General features: G+C 44.5%; 17 protein-coding genes. 9 read left to right on the forward strand and 8 right to left on the reverse strand.

The window, feature by feature from the left end; all coding sequences use genetic code 11:
* Positions 1-35 precede the first annotated feature (35 nt).
* Positions 36-1,550, reverse strand: coding sequence for a Na+/H+ antiporter NhaC family protein (locus ACVA58_RS20170; RefSeq protein WP_446512160.1), 1,515 nt, complete (start codon positions 1,548-1,550; stop codon positions 36-38).
* Positions 1,551-1,942: 392 nt separating this feature from the next.
* On the opposite strand from ACVA58_RS20170, the gene ACVA58_RS20175 reads away from it, so the two are divergent.
* From ACVA58_RS20175 to ACVA58_RS20185, 3 genes are all read left to right on the forward strand, one after another.
* On the forward strand, positions 1,943-2,542 hold the full coding sequence (locus tag ACVA58_RS20175) for a beta-phosphoglucomutase family hydrolase (protein ID WP_446512161.1): 600 nt from the start codon (positions 1,943-1,945) through the stop codon (positions 2,540-2,542).
* 205 nt (positions 2,543-2,747) lie between these two features.
* Positions 2,748-3,155, forward strand: coding sequence for a hypothetical protein (locus ACVA58_RS20180; RefSeq protein ID WP_446512162.1), 408 nt, complete (start codon positions 2,748-2,750; stop codon positions 3,153-3,155).
* 116 nt (positions 3,156-3,271) lie between these two features.
* Positions 3,272-3,601: a hypothetical protein gene (locus ACVA58_RS20185; RefSeq protein ID WP_446512163.1), complete on the forward strand. Its 330-nt coding sequence runs from the start codon at positions 3,272-3,274 to the stop codon at positions 3,599-3,601.
* 33 nt (positions 3,602-3,634) lie between these two features.
* Here the strand turns inward: ACVA58_RS20185 and ACVA58_RS20190 are convergent, their stop codons facing one another.
* From ACVA58_RS20190 to ACVA58_RS20205, 4 genes are all read right to left on the reverse strand, one after another.
* The gene (locus ACVA58_RS20190; RefSeq protein ID WP_446512164.1) at positions 3,635-4,321 is read right to left on the reverse strand and encodes a response regulator; all 687 of its coding nucleotides are present in this window, start codon (positions 4,319-4,321) and stop codon (positions 3,635-3,637) included.
* On the reverse strand, positions 4,318-5,919 hold the full coding sequence (locus tag ACVA58_RS20195; RefSeq protein ID WP_446512165.1) for an ATP-binding protein: 1,602 nt from the start codon (positions 5,917-5,919) through the stop codon (positions 4,318-4,320). Before ACVA58_RS20195 ends, ACVA58_RS20190 begins: the two co-directional genes overlap by 4 nt.
* Before the next feature lie 183 nt (positions 5,920-6,102).
* The gene (locus tag ACVA58_RS20200) at positions 6,103-7,386 is read right to left on the reverse strand and encodes a 2-hydroxycarboxylate transporter family protein (protein WP_446512166.1); all 1,284 of its coding nucleotides are present in this window, start codon (positions 7,384-7,386) and stop codon (positions 6,103-6,105) included.
* Positions 7,387-7,600: 214 nt separating this feature from the next.
* Positions 7,601-8,524, reverse strand: coding sequence for a WYL domain-containing protein (locus ACVA58_RS20205; protein WP_446512167.1), 924 nt, complete (start codon positions 8,522-8,524; stop codon positions 7,601-7,603).
* A gap of 482 nt (positions 8,525-9,006) precedes the next feature.
* Here ACVA58_RS20205 and ACVA58_RS20210 point away from each other — a divergent pair, with 482 nt between their 5' ends.
* The 4 genes from ACVA58_RS20210 to ACVA58_RS20225 all read left to right on the forward strand — a co-directional run bounded on the left by ACVA58_RS20210 (position 9,007) and on the right by ACVA58_RS20225 (position 14,358).
* Positions 9,007-9,504, forward strand: coding sequence for a hypothetical protein (locus ACVA58_RS20210; RefSeq protein ID WP_446512168.1), 498 nt, complete (start codon positions 9,007-9,009; stop codon positions 9,502-9,504).
* A 136-nt stretch (positions 9,505-9,640) separates the two neighbouring features.
* Positions 9,641-11,365: a methyltransferase domain-containing protein gene (locus tag ACVA58_RS20215; protein WP_446512169.1), complete on the forward strand. Its 1,725-nt coding sequence runs from the start codon at positions 9,641-9,643 to the stop codon at positions 11,363-11,365.
* A gap of 504 nt (positions 11,366-11,869) precedes the next feature.
* Positions 11,870-13,447, forward strand: a complete 1,578-nt coding sequence (locus tag ACVA58_RS20220; RefSeq protein ID WP_446512170.1) for a BCCT family transporter — start codon at positions 11,870-11,872, stop codon at positions 13,445-13,447.
* Positions 13,448-13,647: 200 nt separating this feature from the next.
* Positions 13,648-14,358, forward strand: a complete 711-nt coding sequence (locus tag ACVA58_RS20225; protein ID WP_446512171.1) for a GntR family transcriptional regulator — start codon at positions 13,648-13,650, stop codon at positions 14,356-14,358.
* A gap of 61 nt (positions 14,359-14,419) precedes the next feature.
* Here the strand turns inward: ACVA58_RS20225 and ACVA58_RS20230 are convergent, their stop codons facing one another.
* Positions 14,420-15,619 carry an enolase C-terminal domain-like protein gene (locus ACVA58_RS20230; protein WP_446512172.1) on the reverse strand — a complete coding sequence of 400 codons (1,200 nt, stop codon included), beginning with the start codon at positions 15,617-15,619 and terminating at the stop codon, positions 14,420-14,422.
* A 518-nt stretch (positions 15,620-16,137) separates the two neighbouring features.
* On the opposite strand from ACVA58_RS20230, the gene ACVA58_RS20235 reads away from it, so the two are divergent.
* Together ACVA58_RS20235 and ACVA58_RS20240 are read left to right on the forward strand one after the other, a co-directional pair.
* Positions 16,138-17,526 (forward strand): PTS transporter subunit EIIC, encoded by a 1,389-nt coding sequence (locus ACVA58_RS20235; RefSeq protein WP_446512173.1) that lies wholly within the window; start codon positions 16,138-16,140, stop codon positions 17,524-17,526.
* Positions 17,527-17,741: 215 nt separating this feature from the next.
* Positions 17,742-18,302 (forward strand): putative ATP-dependent zinc protease, encoded by a 561-nt coding sequence (locus ACVA58_RS20240; RefSeq protein WP_446512174.1) that lies wholly within the window; start codon positions 17,742-17,744, stop codon positions 18,300-18,302.
* Positions 18,303-18,377: 75 nt separating this feature from the next.
* Here the strand turns inward: ACVA58_RS20240 and pepE are convergent, their stop codons facing one another.
* Entirely contained in the window at positions 18,378-19,109 is a 732-nt protein-coding gene (gene pepE / locus ACVA58_RS20245; RefSeq protein ID WP_446512203.1) for a dipeptidase PepE, read from the reverse strand.
* Between the two features lie 176 nt (positions 19,110-19,285).
* On the reverse strand, positions 19,286-19,483 hold the full coding sequence (locus ACVA58_RS20250) for a hypothetical protein (protein WP_446512175.1): 198 nt from the start codon (positions 19,481-19,483) through the stop codon (positions 19,286-19,288).
* Positions 19,484-19,641 lie beyond the last annotated feature (158 nt).

The following is a 19,641-nucleotide window of genomic DNA, read 5'->3' on the forward strand; positions in this document are numbered from 1 at the left end:
GCCAGCCTGATCTGCTGGCTGCTCCTCATCTAGTCTTATGCTTCTGAAGGGCTAACGGTTGAAGCTTGAGCACTGCGCTGCCATTTTGCCAGCAAATAAACCATACAAGCTTGTAAAACAAGAGCGAAAGCCAACACGACAGGGCTTTGGATCAAACCCGCAGCAATGAAACTAACCAAAGCAATAGAGCCATTGAGCAATGCATAAGGTAACTGCGTTCTGAAGTGCTCAAATTGATCACAGCCTGATCCAGTCGAAGACAAAATCGTCGTTTCTGAAATAGGCGAGCAGTGGTCACCGAATAACCCACCAGAGAGTACAGCACCGATACAGGCATACAATGGGGCATCGATAGCAATGGCTGTCGGGATCACAAGCGGCATCATGATGGCGAATGTGCCCCAAGATGAGCCTGTCGCAAAAGAAATAATGGCCGCTAACAAGAACGCGACAGCAGGTACCAACCAATAAGGAAATCCTGCCTGTGCTTGCTCTGCAATATACGCCGCTGTTCCCAGCTCTTTCCCCACACTGCTCAATGTCCAAGCTAAGATAAGTACGATGGCAACTTGCATCATATTCCCCATGCCTTTGAGGTATACACTGATCCCATCATTGAGTTTACGTACACCGTGAAACGCCATCAGGGCAATCAAGGTAATCGCGGCAAAGAAGTAGGCACTAGATAGTGCTGCACGGAATACCGAGCCAGACACTTTCTCGAACGGGAAGCCAAGTGGTGCCAGCATCATAACCAATACCGATGCCATAACAAACAGTGGCGCGAACACAAAGGATGCTTTTGCATTTTTATGCGTAAAGGTCTGTAGGGTATCAGTACTGGCGCCAGTAATAATACCTTGCTGGGCTTTGGCTTCAGCTATGGCCATTGGGCCAAAGTCGAGCTTTTTGATTGCGACTAAAGGTACGATGAAAATAGCCAAAAATGCATAGAACTGGAAAGGAATCGCTCTAACAAAGGCTTCCCAATCAGTGATGGTGACATCCATGGCACTGAACTCTTTTTGCAGTAAGCCCATGATGTACACCCCCCAACCAATAAAAGGGATTAATATCGCAACAGGAGACGAGGTAGAATCAATGATGAATGCGAGTTTTTGACGAGACAGCTTGAGTTTGTCAAATAACGGACGAAAAACCGGACCGACAATAAGTGGCGTACCTAAATCAGAGAAGAATATAAAAATCCCACCAAACCATGATGATAGCTGTGCACGGCATTTGCTACTGATCCAGTGGGTAACCTTCGCAGCAAATGCCTGACCGCCACCGGATTGCTCCATCAAAGCAACAAAACCACCGATAAAGACCAGCAGAACAATGACGCCTGCATTGTAGCTGTCGGTGAGTTGCGGGACGAGATAGTCCTTGACCAAAGCGCCGAAGGTATCAAGTGGGGCAATGCCATTAAGCATAACGACGCCACTGAAAACACCGCCAAATAAACCGATAACAACGTTTCGTGTTGTGAGGGATAAGGCGAGGGTGATAATGATAGGTATGAGGGAGGTTATGTCTGGTTGGCCCATGTAGCGTTCCTTAGCTGTACGTCCAATATCAAAAAAGGCACAGTGAATATCAATGTTTGTTGTTTGAATATATATACAAAAGTATTGCATGTATACCTAGATGGGGAAGGTTTTACTATTTTTTATGCGATGAATAGATTGTTCTGCTCGATATATGAACAATTGAATTGATTTCTAATGCAAGCCTCCCATGGAGCCACTAGATCTTCAAAACAATGCTTGGTCTATAAGCTTATAAATTCTCGCTGAACCTGCATCTTAAAGTAGCTTGGGTATAGAGGTTTACATTAGGAAGTGATTGCAATATAAGTGTCATACAGTGCCGCTACGATGCACGGGTGTCTTGGAGGTAAGTGAAGCCCAAAGCACAAAGAGAATAAACAAGGAGAAACATGGATTTATCAAGCTACAAAGGTATCATTTTCGATATGGACGGAACGTTGGTTGACTCTATGCCAGCACACCTGGAAGCATGGGAGAAGACCTGTGCGATTCATGAGATACCCTTTGATCGCTATTGGTTTTATAACTTAGGCGGAATGCCTAGCGTGAAAATTGCCAGCGAGATCAACCGAAGCTTTCGTCAGAATTTTGATACAGAGCGTTTAGCAAATACCAAATATAAGTTTTACGATGAAATTGCCCACAAGGGCGAAGTGATTGCACCTGTGTACCAGGTCTTACTTGATAATAAAGACAGTAAGAAAGTGGCCGTCGGCACCGGAAGCCGTATGTTTAATGCCGAGCCTTTACTTGATCAAACAGGCATTCTACCGATGTTAGATGCGCTGGTAACGGCTGATGATGTGGATAACCACAAGCCCGACCCAGATACTTTCCTAGAAGCCGCTAAGCGTGTCGGTGTTGAACCGCATGAATGTGTGGTGTTTGAAGATACAGAGTTGGGCCAACGAGCCGCTCATGCTGCCGGTATGGATTGCTACCTTGTTGTTGATGGTGAAATTACCACATTGACGAAAGCATCACGTTAAAAGCCCTGTAAAAATAGGGCCATTGTTGTTTCTGACCTAGAGACATCGTTATCCATAAAGGGTATTCTTCACCGCATTGTTTGAATACCCTGTCATTACCATGAATCAACCCTCGAAAGCCTCTTCTGATAAAGCCTCACCTTCTGAACGAAAGCAGTCTTCAGGAAAAAAGCGCACCGATAATGCTCACAATCAAGAGTTCGGCATGTCTGAAACCCGCTTTTGGATCCAGCGTCTAAGTAAAACGGCTATTCGTGCCATGCACATCCTCGGCATTGCAGGCAGTGCGGGTGGGATCCTGTACGGGGTAGAGAAGTCGCTGTGGATTCATTGGTGGATCATGGCAATGGTGACAGGGCTAATTATGACTGGATTGGAAATTCGCCAATCGCGGCTATGGCTCATCCAGTTAAAAGGTGTGTTGACTTATCTAAAGCTCGGTCTGCTCAGTAGCTTTTTCTGGATCCCGCAATATAAACCAGAGTTGTTCATTATCATCCTTGTGATGTCGGTGGTTATTGCTCATGGACCGGCAGGGCTACGACATTATTCTATCTGGCATCGCCGCCGTATTGATGAGCCGAAAGGCAAAAAAAGACAAATCAACGGATAAAGTTGACACACGAATAAATAAAAAAGTCTTTTATACAAGAATTGAGACACTGTAAGTAGCAACCCGCACTACACTGATTACTAGGCATTTACCAACATGTGTTTAGGAGACCGGTTGTGAAAAACGTACTACTTGTGACTTTTTTACCCTTGGTAATAGCAGGATGTTCCAAATCTGTTGATGAGCGTGCTGATGAATTCGTTGAAGCCAGCTTTACCTTGTGTGGCTCCCAAGTTCAGTCTTACGCCCAAGGTGATGACGGTAAAATTCGCATCGTCTGTGATAACAACAGTTACTTCTCGGTTAAAGATCAAGGCACCTTGGCCTACATGCATGAGCTCAACGGCGCGTATTGCCGTGGCCAAGGCTTTTCCTCATTTCATGAGCGCAGCCGCTACTTTACCTTTATCTGTAAAGGTGAGAAGTCGTTTAATATTCCTAAATAGTGCTTATGCTGATTGGTATTAGGCCAATCTAGCTCAGTATTTCTGCAACAGTTGATAAAGCCGTTGTGGCCTACCACCGGTTTTGTAGTTAAGCACTAACTTGATCATCCCTTCCGTTTCCAGAAACTCCAGGTAGCGGCGGGCGGTGATCCGGCTAACATTCATCTTTTTGCCAATATCATCGGCTGAAAAGTCTTGTAGCTGTTCAATGATCAAAATCTGCTTTAAATTCGCCAAAGTCGTCGCATCAATCCCTTTAGGGGTGTTACGTACAGGGGTTACGGACGACTTGCGAAACAACTGGTCGATATCATTTTGGTCGACGGTTGCAGCTGTTGTCAGGGTGCGGCGATATTTTAGGTAATCTTCCAAAGCTTGGTTTACCCGCGACATGCGGATCGGTTTGACCAGGTAGTCCATCACCCCTAGTTGTACCGCTTGCTCGACTGTTGCGGCCTCGCGCTCTGCTGTGGTCATAATGAAACTACAGGTGACATTCTGGGCGCGTAGCTCACGGATAAGGGCTAAGCCATTACCGTCGGGCAGGGTGATGTCCACAAACACCAAATCGGGCTTGAAGGCGTCGAATTGCAACAGCGCATCCGCATAGCTTTCGCTAACAGCGACAACAGTGAATTGCGAATGCTGGTTGATGGTGGACTCTAGGGTATAGCTGGCGCGAATATCGTCTTCCAGCACCATGACCGTTGTTTTTGTCATAAGCGTGTTGTGATCTGTTTGTCTAAGTACAGGCTAAACAAGGTGGTATCTTGTTCAGTGCGTTCCCAGTCGATACTGCCATGGAAGTAATCGACAAGTTGGTTGACCAAGTACAGGCCAACCCCATTTTGTTGGTCGTCGTGTTTGCTGCTCACACCAAACTCTAAAATTGAATCGCTGATCTCTACCGGCACTCCAGCGCCGGTGTCTTGCACTTCGATAATGATATGCTGGTTGCGATCACTTAGATATAGCTGAATTTCCGCCTGCTTTTGTTTGCGGTTTTGCCAAGCCGCAAGTAAGGCATTGTCGATTAGGTTACCGATAATGGTGACCAGTTTTTCAGAGACGGCCTTTTCATAACTCGATAGGCAAGTATCGTCATCTAAGGTGAAAGTGACACCAAGATCCGACGCCTTGTTGAACTTGGCCATTAACAATCCGGCAATGGCACTGTCATTAACCGATGTTACAATACTGCGGATAATCGATTGATAGCTATCTGTTTCTTGTTGAATAAAGTCGACCGCTTTATCAAAGTTACCCAGCTGAAGCATTCCCGACAGCACATTGAGCTTGTTGGAGTACTCGTGGGTTTTGCTTCGTAGTAGCTCAGCATAGTTCTTGAGGTAGGTGACTTCTCGCTCCAGTTCATTCTGATCCAAGTTGGCATAGAAAACGATCACATGCCCCCGAATGCCTTTATTGTGCTTTATTGGGTAGATATCGGCGCGATAGGTATGTTTACCAATGTTGAAGTTACCTTGGTGAAAACTGTCATTCTCAGATAAAACCAGATGGCTCAAGGTCGATGAAAAAGACGAGAGCGGTTGGTTGAGGTATTCATGCGGCCCCAACTTTCCCATCGAGATCATCTTGCTGGCGCTGTGATTCATGGTGCTAATACAATGATTGTTATCGATAGCGATAATGCCATCTCGGATGCTGTTGAGGATCATCTCGCGCTCGCGAAACTTATGGACAACAATTTCGGGCTCGTAATCGAGGAAAGTACGCTTCATCTTAAACACAAACGCACTGGTGATGGAGACACCTAATAAGTAAACAATTGCTACAAGTCCGGCAATTTTGCCGAATTGCTCCATCAAAATGCCGACGCTGCGATCATACATATAGCCGATATTGACCACACCGATTATTCGATCGCCAACCATGATAGGAGAGAAGTTACGAATGGCTTTACCCAGTGTACCCGACGCAACATTGGTATGGTCGACTCCTTGGTTCAGGGTCGGATATATGTCGTCGCCGTTAAAGTGCAGCCCGATTTTTTCTTCATCAGGATGAGTCAGGCGAAAAGCCTGTTGATCGGTAACAACAATAAAAGAGGCATCGGTTTTACTGCGAATATCTTCGATGTAACCCTGTAAGTCGAACGGTTGATCATTATTTTTCGCGTCGACTGCGGCAATAACCACAGGATCATGGGCGAGCACCCGTGCCAGCTCCAAGCCTCTTTCCTCGATACCGTTAATGTGCGCATTCTGCAGCAGGTAAAAGATAAAAGTCGTGACAACAACAACGATAGAAGACGTTGTTGCAAGGGTTGTCAGGGCAAGGTAACTCTTTAGTTTCATTGAACGGGTAGATTGATTCAGCACTGGATTTGGCACGGATTATAACTGCAATAGAAGTGGAAATACTGTGCTAGATATCTTTTATCTAACGGTCTATGGATAAATATGTCGATAACACTAACCATAGAATGGAAAATGCCGGGCAGCATCGCTAACCCGGCATGAAGTGATAACTCTAAAGCGTTATTTCAGCAACTCTATAATCATGGTGGCTAATATCAACATGAAAGCACCACCGATACGTGAGGAGATCTGCGCAAACGGCATTAGCTCCATACGCTTACTGGCAGCCAGTACCGCGACATCACCAGTACCCCCCATGTTTGCCATACAAAGACCTGCGGTAATTGATGCTTCAATTGGGTTAAAGCCCATCAAGCGGCCGATAATACCGGTACCGATAATTGCACCCACAACAGTGGCTAATACCATTAGGAAATAAACAAGGCTCAGTGAATCCATGATTTGGTTAAGATCGGTATACGCAACACCAATACCAACCAGCAGGGCCGGTGTTAGGTTATCAACTACAAATTTGTACCAGCCATGTGCAGCGCGCTCAAGCTCGCGTGGCATGAAGCCCGCTACTTTAACCACAGCAACAAAGATGATCATCAGTGCGTAAGTGTGCATGCTGATCACGCTGCTGAGCATCGAGCCAACAAAGTACATAGTAATAGCCAGCAGAGCACCAACACCGAGTACATTGATTGAAATCGGTTGTTCCTCGGCTTCTTCTTGTTTCTCTTCGGCCTTACCGCGCATAAGCTGGCCGTTACCCGTTAATGATGGGAAAAATTTGCCCACTTTGTCCAACAGGCCAGCCATTACGATAGCAATCGCATTACCGATAGCCAGCGCCGGAACCATTTTAGAAAGCAGCACTTCAGCAGACATACCAGTGTTACCTGACATGATCTCTACCAAAGGCACAGCGCCGGCACCCATACCACCGCCCATAATCGGTAGGGCAATAAGCATGACTGACTCCATGAAACCGTGACCCAGTGCGGCACCGACGATACCAGCAAACAAAAAGGCACAAGCCACACCGCCAAGGATCACCGGAATGTACTTCAAAGCCGCTTTCTTAAGAACATTGGTATCCATGCCCAAGATTGAGCCGGTTACTAGGCTCGCGATGAAAAAGGAAAGAAAACCGCCACCTTTAACAAAGTTCGTAATGCTATCGGCAGTTTCTTGGGGAAGTAGGCCACTGTGGAAAATGTAGGAAGAGCCAAAAATGATAACAATGGCACCGCCACCAAAGAACTGATTAACGATAGGGGTTTTGTTACCAGCAACATTGAGGATATAGCCGACGACGGCCATTACGCCAATCGCGCCGATGATGCCGCTAGGCATATGGTTTTGCACGGTCGCAAGTAAGATCACTGCCGCAGAAAGTGCAAAAATCACATTCATCATGCGCTTATCGCTATGACTCATGGTGTTATTGGAAAACATAGTTCACCTGTTTTATATGTTGTTGTGGTTTGGGCGTAGTCTAACAACATGTACAGAGCGGAAAATTGAGTCGGGTGTTTATGTAACTATCTAGTGCTTTTGTAACTTTTGTTCATGAACATAACCCAGCCGATTAGCCCAATTGCTTTCCCATAAATAAAAAACCGTCCATGAGGACGGTTTAATAACGAAGAGTAAGGCTAGCTGAGCGATGCTAGCTTATTTTCGAACTGTAGCCAGGAGCGAGGGTTGCACTATTAACCTGATAAAGAGCTTGTGGGTTAGCCAAGGCCAACTGATAACCGACGTATTCGTGCAAGCGGCCGTCTTCACTGCAATCGACTTCCCACTTTCTTAGTAGGTAACCGGCAAGTGCGGCACGGACTTCGATAAGCAATTTGCCATCTTTCATCTCGTAGTCCAACTCAATAGCTTCAGGGTTACCCTGCTGCGGGTGAGGGATCAGTTCAACTTCGATGTACTTCTGCCATTGACGATCAGCCTCAATACGCTCTTCTGTTGTCGGCTCATCATCAAGAATCGTTACAGAGGTCACGCGGTTACAAACCACATCCATGAACTGTTCATTTTTACGGTCGAAAGAGCGAACGTGCCAGCGGTTACCTGAATCAACAAGACTGTGAGGGGCAATCACACGGCGGCTTTTACCACTAGAGGTAGAGATGTACTCAATTTCCAGCAGCTTGTTACGGTAAATACCTTCACACAGCGCCGCCATGATAGGCGTACGCGGAACGGTAAGCGAAGTTGGCGATTCACACTGGATGGGAAAATCTTGATGGCCGGAAAAACCATCACCGTAGCCTAGTGAGATCGTTGCTAGCGTCTTTTTTAAATCAAGGTTAAACAGCGGGCTGAAGCCGGGCTGTTTGTAATACTTCTTCGATCGCATGTCCAATTTGAGGTTATCCGGCGCAATCTCTTTATAAAGCGCAAAATCTCGAGTGGTAGCAGCATGGCCTACCGCAAAGCGATCGATTAAATCTTTTCGAGTGACCTCACCCAGAAAGTAAAGGGCAAAATCTATAAAAGCTAGCCGTTCACGTTGTGCTGAGCCAACAGCATTGAGCTTTGTCTCGACATCCATGTGTGTTGCTCCAGCGTTGTATGAGGTCATGTGTATTTATCCAGTACTTTTTGGGATAGGCTTAATATATACCGAAAATCAGTAGAAGCAAGGCTATTTATAAAGATAACATCTGTTCGAAGTGACCGAAGTAAAGAAAAATCAAAAGCATAATCAAAAAGCATAAATGTACTGTGCAAATAAACAGGTTTACATAATCATTATGAGTAGATAAAGTAATTGTACTTATTTTGAGTAGATGTATTCGTTTGTGGTACCTAGTCTTTTAGTGGTATAAAGCTCACTCTACTGGCGAAAAATTGCTTTGTTTTAAGTGAATTAAAAGCGAACGAGTGTTTGCTCTAAAGTCCACAAAATTTTAATGGTGAAATAATGCTGTTAATGTGGACAATACCGCCCTGAAACATATTTTTACAGTTGAAGAAAGTAACTGACGCCTTCGGTGTTTAGCTCTAGATAAAAGTCTTAAAGACTGGCTAGTTCGGACAAAATCAATAAATGGGTGACCAATCGTGAACTTGACAAGACATCAGTTGAAACAAGCATATTTGTCGTTAAATAATGGCACAGTGTGTTTGGATGACCACCTGGCACAAGGCGTGTTGGTATATGTCGAAGGGTTGATGATCAGCGAAGGGATCGAGCGAGACAGCTATTTAAGCCTCGAGACACTCACAAAAGTCAGTGCGAAAGTTTGTATGGGGTCGGCGATGCCGATTGACTTCTTTGGTTTAAAAGACACCGCATGTACTGATGACAACTTCAAACCGATTAGCCTGAAAGTGTGTGAATCCGTCATTTTGTCCAATGGCCAAATCGGCCGTCGCTGGAAAACCCTAGCAAATTTTGCAGAGCGTGATATCACCGTTGCCATGGAACTCTTACTGCTGGTGATCAGCGAACTGTCAGCCCTTGATGGTTACATAGCTGGGGAGTGTGTACCAGCGGGGATGCTGGGGGAATTTAACAATTACCAAAGCCTTCACTGTGGCACTCATAGCTACGCTTAAAAAGAATTACGCTTAACTCAAATAGTTCTTCTGATTAAAAGCAATTCCAATAATGATAATCATCACTTTAACTCACGTTGATGTAAGCTAAAGTGATGAAAATAATAAATTACGTCAATTTCATTCAGCCGGTTCTATGAAAGATAGCTTTTACCATAACAATGCTTCTCGCTTAGCCCGAGACTACCAGAAACTCACTTTTGAAGATGTACATTCCAGCTGGAAGCGCTTTTGGCCTGTTGCAGATGAAGCGGTTAAACAGCCTCGTGTTTTAGACATTGGTGCAGGCAGTGGCCGAGATGCATTGTGTTTTGCCGAAAATGGCTGTGAAGTGTATGCAGTTGAGCCAGCTGAAGCACTTCGTGAGATCGGTAAACAGTATACCCAATCAAAGGAAGTTGTCTGGCTTGACGATAATCTTCCAGAACTAAAAAAAGTCATATCTCTTGGCATTCGTTTCGACTTTATCTTGCTTTCTGCTGTGTGGATGCACATTCCCCGTTCAGATCGAAAACGCACCTTTCGAAAGCTCAGTAATCTTCTTGCACCTAACGGTAAGCTTATCATCACACTTCGTTACGGTGATTTTGATGACAGCAGGGTTAACCATGGAGTCAGTGCAGAAGAAATAGAACTGCTTGCCAAAGAGCGAGCATTGCATGTTTGCTTGAAGACAGAGCTGAATAACGATGCCATGGGGCGCAGTAGTATCCAATGGCAGACAATGGTTCTCAACCTTCCTGATGATGGTTCGGGTGATCTCACTAAAGTACGCCATATCATCGTTAATGACAGTAAATCGGCTACTTACAAACTCGCATTGCTCCGTACACTTCTCCGTATTGCGGATGCTCACCCAGGAGCGGTTTTAGACCGAACAGATGGCAAGGTTGCTTTGCCACAAGGGCTCGTTGCACTTTATTGGATTAGACAGTTCAAGCGATTGTTAGATATAGACTTTGGTGACTCGATAGGCATCCAGCAAAACAGCAATACCAATAGAGGACTTGGCTTTGTTAAGGATGAAGGGTGGCGAAAACTTAACCATTTAACAGCAGACGATCTTGCCATTGGTGCTTTATTTACTGGTGATGATGCCAAAGCGTTGCAAAAGACGATCTCAGATAGCCTAGCAACGATTAAAAGTGGTCCTGTTACCTTTATTTACCAAGGTACAAAAGACAATCGTCTGTTTGAGATGGTGAAGGCATCCAAACAGCGCAAGTCACTGTCATCCTTTTTCATCGATAGTGAATTCTTAGCGAGCTTTGGCACTTTTATCCTAGATGAAAGCCTTTGGGATTGCTTGCGTTTATACAGCAGTTGGATTGAGCCCTTGGTAGTAAACCAATGGGTATCCGAGATGAAACGCTACGAGAGCAACAAAGCCCGTGAGATAGATTTACAGACTTACCATAACTGTTTGATTTGGGTCGATGAGAAACATGATACTCGGGCTATCCGTAAAAAAGTCGATACGCTTCGTAGTTGCGGCACAGAAATCCAAAGCGTTTGGAGTGGGACCAAACTTCGTAAAGAGTTTCACGTTGACCACTGCCTTCCGTTTGCCTACTGGCCGAATAACGACAGGTGGAACTTGTTGCCAACTACAACTGGTGAAAACCTAAGCAAAAGCGATCGGGTTCCTAAGTCACACCGCTTAAGCGATTCAAAAGAGCGTATTTTGCAATGGTGGCAACTCGCTTGGCAGTCTGAGCAAGAGCAGACCCGATTCTTCGATGAAGCCGTGCTCTCACTGCCAAACCTACCGCCGCAATGTCGTAATTTCGACGATGTATTCGAAGCGATGGGTTTGCAAATCAAAGGTGTTAAGAGTCGGTTATTGGTGGGGGAGTGGTGAGACAATAAATGTACCTCTAGCTAGCCCTAAAGCACACGGGTTTTAAACTGAGCGGCAATTACAAAATAGTTAAGCAATCGCTTAATTATTAGGTGGTTGCCGTTTTTTGTTTGTTGCTTCTATGTGGTTTTTAATGACTTTATTTATCGTTTTTTGTTCCGAAAAATAGAGGCTGAAATACGATAGTGTTAAAGGGCATAAACGCTATCGCAGTAACTTTCTTTACCCATCAAAAGTACAAAATGTTTCGAATCCTAAAGATGTACTAAAAAATACGCTTAGTAGCCCAATGTTTAGTGCCCATATCAATAAATCAGGTGTTAAATGCAATAAATAGTACAAAAAACCATCATATTGCTGTATTTGAAATGTTTATCAATAGCTGTTAACCTACGCCGACATTATAAATTGTTTAGTGGTCTAAATTGTTTTTTTATCACTGGCAATTCAAAGGTGCTTTTCGTGGACAGGAAAGCATCAAAAACAAAGCGTTTAAAGAGCATTATGGATAGTGTACTAAAGAAATATAGTATCGAGACGACCGACTATCAGGTGGGTCAGGACAACATTCAGAAATGGGGTTTTGATATACATAACCCTGTCTTCGGCACCAGCGCAGGACTGATCTTAATTTTCCTCGCCGCACTTATTTTCATCGACCCAGAAACAGCTAAAGAAGCGCTGAACAGCGTGAAAAATGGGATCCTCAACGATTTTGATGTGTTCTTCATGTGGCTGACTAACTTTTTCCTTGTTTTCACTATGGGGTTGATGCTGTCACCGTTGGGTAAAATCCGAATTGGTGGTAAAGATGCCAAGCCGGAGCATTCAAGGGTTTCTTGGTTGGCGATGTTATTTGCCGCTGGTATGGGTATTGGCTTGTTGTTCTGGGGTGTTGCAGAGCCGACAGCTTACTTCACCAATTGGTGGGGCACGCCGTTCAATGTCGAACCGTATACCGAAGATGCTAAAGCATTAGCGATGGGTGCGACCATTTTCCACTGGGGTATCCACGGTTGGGCGATTTACGCCATTGTCGGTTTAGCGTTAGCATTCTTTGCCTTCAATAAGGGCTTGCCGCTTTCCATCCGCTCAGTGTTCTACCCAATTTTTGGTGACAGGGCTTGGGGTTGGTTAGGCCATGTTATCGATATTCTAGCGGTATTGGCGACATTGTTTGGCTTGGCGACATCTCTGGGTTTAGGGGCACAGCAGGCAACCAGTGGTATTAACCATGTGTTCGGTACCGAAGGTGGTATCGGGATGCAGATGGGCGTCATTGCATTTGTCACCTGTATTGCCATTTTCTCGGTGATTCGCGGTATTGATGGCGGTGTAAAACTGCTAAGTAACATCAATATGGTGTTTGCTTTTGTACTGCTGGTATTTGTGGCATACGTTGGCTTTGATGTCGTGAAAGTCTCGCTGCCAGAAACGTTCATGGCTTACTTTGGTAACATTGTTGAATTAAGTAACCCGCATGGCCGTGACGATACAACCTGGATGCACGGTTGGACTGTGTTCTACTGGGCTTGGTGGATTTCATGGTCACCATTTGTTGGTATGTTTATTGCCCGTGTATCAAATGGTCGTACGGTGCGTGAGTTCTTGTTCGCGGTGATCTTTGTACCAACGTTGATGACCATTATCTGGATGTCGATTTTCGGTGGTATCGCGATTGATCAGGTCGTCAACAAAGTGGGTGAGCTAGGGGCTAATGGCCTGACTGATATCTCGCTAACCTTGTTCCATGTTTACGATGCGCTGCCGTTTAGCTCGGTGATTTCAGTGTTGTCGATTGCCTTGGTTTTGATCTTCTTCATTACCTCGTCGGATTCCGGTTCACTGGTTATCGACAGTATTACCGCTGGTGGTAAAGTCGATGCTCCTGTCCCTCAGCGTATCTTCTGGGCAACCGTTGAAGGGGCAATTGCTGCCGCTATGTTGTGGATTGGCGGTTCGGAAGCATTGCAAGCGTTCCAGTCTGGGGTCGTTGCTACCGCCTTGCCATTTAGTTTTGTCTTGCTGTTGATGTGTGTGAGTTTGGTTAAAGGTTTACGAACTGAACGCGCCCTATACTAGATTAAGATTTTTAATGAAAAAGGCCTCAAACAGTGTTTGGGGCCTTTTTTTGTCGTTTGTCTATCATGACCATTTCAGCGTATTCTAAGCTTATTGCATCCATTGCTATGATGTTTGGCTATTGAATTGAATAGTCGAATGGCTTTGAATAAAATATGAAAAAGTTGTCTTAACGCTTTCCATAAGTAGCCATTTCATTTATGAAGAAATTTGAGTTCGTTGTTCAGGATATTTTGAGCAAGATTTACCAAGGTGTGATAACCGATAAATTACCTGCCGAGCGAGAATTGGCAGAAAGTTACTCGGTATCTCGCTTTACGGTGCGTAAGGCGCTTAACAAGCTTGAGGCAATTGGTGCTGTGTTTGTTAGGCAAGGTGCGGGTCACTTTGTGAAAGATTCTAATACTAATAACCCTCTGGTTTATAATTCGATTACCGAAAATAGCTTCGAGGAGATGTCCTATAAAAAAGTGAGCTTGCACAAAAAACTGACGGACTCTCACGATAAAAACTCGTTCTTGACCGATGAAAATGATTATATCTGGTGTATTAAACGACTGCGTTTAGTGAATGGAAAAATTGTACAGTTAGAAAGTACAAAGCTGCCTGTAAAACTGTTTACAAAAATGAATGATGATATTATCGAAAGCTCATTGCAAAACCACACACTGGATCTTGGTCTTCAAATAGACAGATATTTGACCAGCTATAAAGCGATTAATGTATCAAAAGAAGAAGCAGAGCTATTAGGCTGCAAAAAAGGTATCGCGGCAATGAAAATTACCAACCGAGGTTTTTTATCAACCGGAGAGGTGTTTATTGTTAGCGAGGTCATCGATATTGATTATCAATGCACTTATGTTATTCCGTTTAATCGCGAGAATATTAAGTTTCGAGGAAAAAAAGAATAGCCGGTTATTTCGTTAAGAAATAACCGGCTATTCTTTGATTATGTTCAGCCTCTAGTCTTGCTTACGGCGTGTGAATTGTACCGTCAGGCAAGCGGCTCTGTGTCCACTCGTGCGGGCGGTAGGTGACTGGGAAATCAGCGGCTGCTTGTACATCCATTTCCACCCCGATACCGACAGCTTCTGATGCATACAGGTAGCCTTTGCGTGGCTCTTGTGCATTGGGGAATACACGTTGGGTATTTTCTTTGTACTCCACATGCTCCTGAATGGCGGCGTTGTGCAGGTGAACATTCATGTGGGTATTCACTGCAGCGCCAATTGGGGTCATGTCTGGCGGACAGTGCCATGCGAGACGTACGCCGAATGTCTGGCATAGGTGACCCAGCTTGAGGGCAGGGGTGATACCACCAATTTGTGAAACATGGCAACGGATAAAGTCAATTCGACGGTTGATGATCAGCGCTTTCCACTCTTCTGGGTTGTTGAACAGCTCGCCCAAGCCCAGTGAAACTGATGTTTGGCTACGAATGTTATCCAACCATTCGGTTTGGCTTGGCGGTAGAATATCTTCAATAAAATAAGGCTTGTACTGCTCGACTTCTTTAGCAAATTGAACCGCTTGATTTGGGAATAAACGCTCATGTACATCATGCAGAATATGGAACTGATTGCCATATTTCTCACGCAGTAATTTGAACATTGTCAGCGTGTTTTCAGTGTACTGATCTTGGTCGAAATAAGAGCCTTCGGTAGGGTTTACTGTGGTGTGAATGTTCTCAGGCACACCACCATAGAAACCAAGCTGGCACCGAATGTGTTTGTAACCTTGTTCTAGGAAGCCATCAACAAGATCGTAGATCCCTTCCATTGTGTCGCTTGTCGCATGGGTATAGACCGGAATAGCATCACGAGACTTACCACCAAATAACTGATGCAATGGCATCTTAGCGAGCTTCGCTTTGATGTCCCATAAGGCCATATCAATACCTGACACGGCATTGTTGATAACAGGCCCATTGCGCCAATAGGCATTGACCATCATCATTTGCCACAAATCTTCAATGTTATTAGCGTCTTTGCCAACAAGCAGCGGTTTTAAATACTCATCAACCATGGTTTTCACGGCTAATGGACGCTGCTGGAACGTGGCGCAGCCATAACCTGTAACGCCTTGATCGGTATGGACGATAACAGTAATTAAATTATGACGATCAGGTTTTGTAATAATGCATTCAACATCTGTGATTAGTGTTTTTTTCACAATGAAAATCTCATCTGAGCCGGAATCTATTTTTATATATACCAATTGGAAAACGGGTATTTCAAGCCTATTTTTTCATTAAATTTAATTGGTACGGTAACTTAGCAAAATGGCGTTAAAAAACAGACCAATCATAGAAAATTAATTGTTTTAGCCCTAAACGTCCTAATTTTCGTGATTTAACTCTCAGTTTCGTCCGTTGGTTTTTTGGTTTGGTTCTATATCATTTGTTTCATCAAAGGGAACTTCAGGTGTTGAATCGTTTTTTTAGTGTGCAAGTAGATGCACTGTCTCAGGGCTTGAAGAAAAAGAAAATAAATTCGTACGGCGTGATATTCAAAGGCGAGTTATTCACTCAAATAAAATGAAGTCATAAGTGATCAGTTTTATTACCGTTTTACAAACGGTAGCTATTCCACTAGATTTCTTTTCTTAAAGAGAGTTATTTAAATATGCAAATTAGTGAGTCGATGGGTGGTTTTGGGAAAAAGACATCTGCATCATCTAAGCAGAACGCAATGACAGACAAGTTATTGCAAATGATTGATGCATTGGGTGGTATCAGCAATATTACTGATGCAACACACTGTATGACTCGATTGAGATTGAAAATCAGTGATCAATCTTTGGCGTCAGAGGAGACACTGAAAGCGATTAAAGGCGTTCAGGGCGTTGTCTTTGCACAGGGCCAAATCCAAATTATCATTGGTGTCGATGTTGAGAAGTGGCACAAGGCCCTTCAGGCTATTATGAACAACAGCGGTGCTGCTGTTGCAAGTGATGAAGATAAGGCAAAGGACAAGAGCGACGGTAAGTTGTTCCAAAATGTGATGCGTGTCGTAGCCGGTATATTCGGCCCCGTCGTACCTGCTATCGCCGGTGCCGGTATGTTGATGGGCTTGCTGTCAGGCCTTATCGCAACCAACGTGATCTCTGAAACTTCCGACACGGTATACTTCTTCCGCTCAATTTCAGTCGCTGTTTTCTTCTTCTTACCAATGCTGGTGTCATTTTCGGCAGCGAAAATGTTCCGTGTGAATGAGTATATTGCTCTTGCTGTTGCCGCGGCGATGCTTTCGCCTCAGCTTGCAGATAAAGCGGCTGCGCTTAAAGCCGTCAGCGATGCAGCCGAGCTGACAGTATTGGGTGTGGTGCCAATTGAACTGATGAACTACGGTGGCGCTATTATACCGGCAATTCTTGCAGTATGGCTCCTATCCAAAGTCACTCCGCTGGTTGATAGCATTGTCCCAACGGTTGCCAAACCGGTATTTACTCCACTGCTTGCCTTTGCGGTAACTGCGACTGCGACTTTGTCGGCGGTTGGTCCTCTGGGCATGTGGCTAAGTAATGGTGCGGGTTGGGTGGTTAGCGCTCTGCTTGAGATTTCTCCAACACTGACTGGCTTTGTCTTCGGTCTAACTCGTCCAATCACCATCGTGTTTGGTATCCACCACAGCATGACGCCAATTAGCCTTAACAACTTCGCGCTGTACGGCAAAGATTTGCTAATGCCGATTATGTGTCTGGGTAACCTAGCGATTGCAGGTGCAACACTGGCTATCTGGTATAAGCAGCGTAAAACAGTATCAAAAGAGCAGTCTTCAATTACTGCAGGTTCAGGTGTAACAGCAATCTTGGGTATTACAGAGCCTGCTTTGTTTGGTGTTCTGACTAAGTATACCAAAGCCATGTTCACGGCGAGCTTGGCGGCGGGTGTGTTCGGTGCAATCTCTGTAACCCTAGATACCCACCTAACCAGCTACATTTTGTCTTCTGTGTTCAGTCTGCCTGCTTACTTGTCAGCAGGTACGCAAAACTTCATTCAGGCCCTGCTAGGTGTATGTGGTGTGTTTGTACTTTCTTTTGTCTTAACGACGCTGTTCGTAAAGCTTGATGAAGAGTAAGAGAAACTGAAAAGTCAGCCTTCATAAAAATTTAACCTTCATTATATTCAAAACCGCGGTTAGCAATAACAGCGGTTTTTTGTGTGTGGAAAATTGTAAATGGTTTTTGCTGTTACTTGAGGCTGTCAACTTACTTTGCAAGTATGTTCGTAGGCTTAGCAATAATGATTTTTGTATAAGTCATATTAGAACGAATAACATGAAAGGGAGTTGTCATGTTGAAGATGCAAGGAAGTAAAGGGGCATTAGTATCCGTCATTTCGCTCATGTTATCGGCAGGCGTATCGGCGAGTGAACACACTCAGGGTCGTGTTCAAGGAGATGCTGCACAAGCGTGCGGTATTGAGACGAATAAAAGAGTCATAGGGCAGAAAGAAACCTTCTACTTACCAGTAGCCAATTTGAATTTTCGCTCACGGATTGATACCGGGGCTACCCGAACCTCTCTTCACGCTACTAATATCGAGATAGAAGATTTCTCGAACGAAGCAGAAGACAACATTGGTAAAATGATTAATTTCATCACAGTCAATGAACAGGGTGAAAGTGTACACATGCGCAAGAAGATCACCCATGTTCGTCAAATCCAAAACTCCCTTGGCACTGAAATGCGATATAGCGTAAAGCTGGACCTTAGCTTAGCCACTCACGACTACAGCGTTGAAGCGAATCTAAAAGATAGAAGCCTGATGTCCGACAAGCTGCTTATTGGCCGCAATCTATTGGCCTGTAATTATGTAGTGGATGTTTCTAAGGCTACGGTGTTTGGTATATAAAGCGGTAGATATTAAAAAGCACAGCCAATTCGCTGTGCTTTTTTATTGCTATCAATAAATGAGGGGGACTATTGATTAGCCGTCTAGGCCCATAAGTTCGGTGACATCCGAACCGGCTTGGATCTTTTTGCGTTCTTGATTCAGCTTGAACCAGTGCAGTGGTTTTCCGTTTGCAGCTTCATAGGTCATGGTGTCGCCTGATACGGCAAGCCATGAACCTTCTGGGATACCAATAACAGATTGGTGAGGGTTTACCACGAGGAATTCTTCGATACGCTCGTCGCGTGTTTCACCCATATGGCCTTCGATAGTCGCATCAATGTAATGAGCATTGATTTGGAATGGCACAAAGCTTAGGGAAGGGGTGATTGCAGCAGAAACAATGCACATGTCATTGGTTGTGCGGATAGTTGGCGCACTGATCACGGCACCGGCACTCCAACCCACATAAGGGATACCACGCTGAGTAACAGCCTGTTGGATAGGGCCGATAAGGCCAAGGTCATGTAATGTCTTATTCAATACCCAAGTGTTACCGCCGCTACAAACAAATGCATCTGCTTGGCGAATGGCTTCTACAGGATCTTCTGCACGGTGAAGACCGGTAACATTGACATCAAGGTGGCTTAGAGACTCTGCAACCATAGCGGTACGGTCGTCGTGGCTACTGCGGATCACTGCGTAAGGGATAACCAAAACATTTTTAACTTGCTTACGGGTAAATACGTCTGTGATCGCTGGTAGGGCAAATTCCATCACCTTAGTGTTGCCAGCAATTTTGCCATTACTTAATAGTAAGAGATCCATCATATATTCTCTTGATTGGGTAAAGAGGCTCATCATATATGAAACTATCAATAGGGAAGGTGAACAAGAGCACAGTTTTGTCCCTATTTATAGTTAAGACCTAAGTGAGCTTAACAAGTGAATTGGTAATATCATTTCTTTCAATGTCTAGCCGTTCAGTATCAATGCGTCCAATATCAATGTACCCAATTAGACGGTTGGTCATAGGTTGCTTCTAGCTGAAGTTGTGCTGCTTCTAATCGGTTTAATAATTGGCTGACTTGTTGGGTTTTACCATGTGCTACCGCCTCTCTGATTTGCTTGTGGTAGTGACGAACTTTCTGAATACATTGTTGACGCTGAAAAATGCTTCGTAAACCTTCTGCCTGATCCATGTTGCCCTCATTATTTTGCTTGTTTTTTCGTATTGGAGGTATATACCCAAGTAACATCATTGAGCCCATTGCTGAGTCTCTGAACTCTGTACGTGAAGTCTGTTGGGTATATACATTTAACCAGCAAAATAGCGGTCGTTTTTCAGGGGATTGTCAAT

Source organism: Photobacterium sp. DNB22_13_2 (assembly GCF_052873915.1).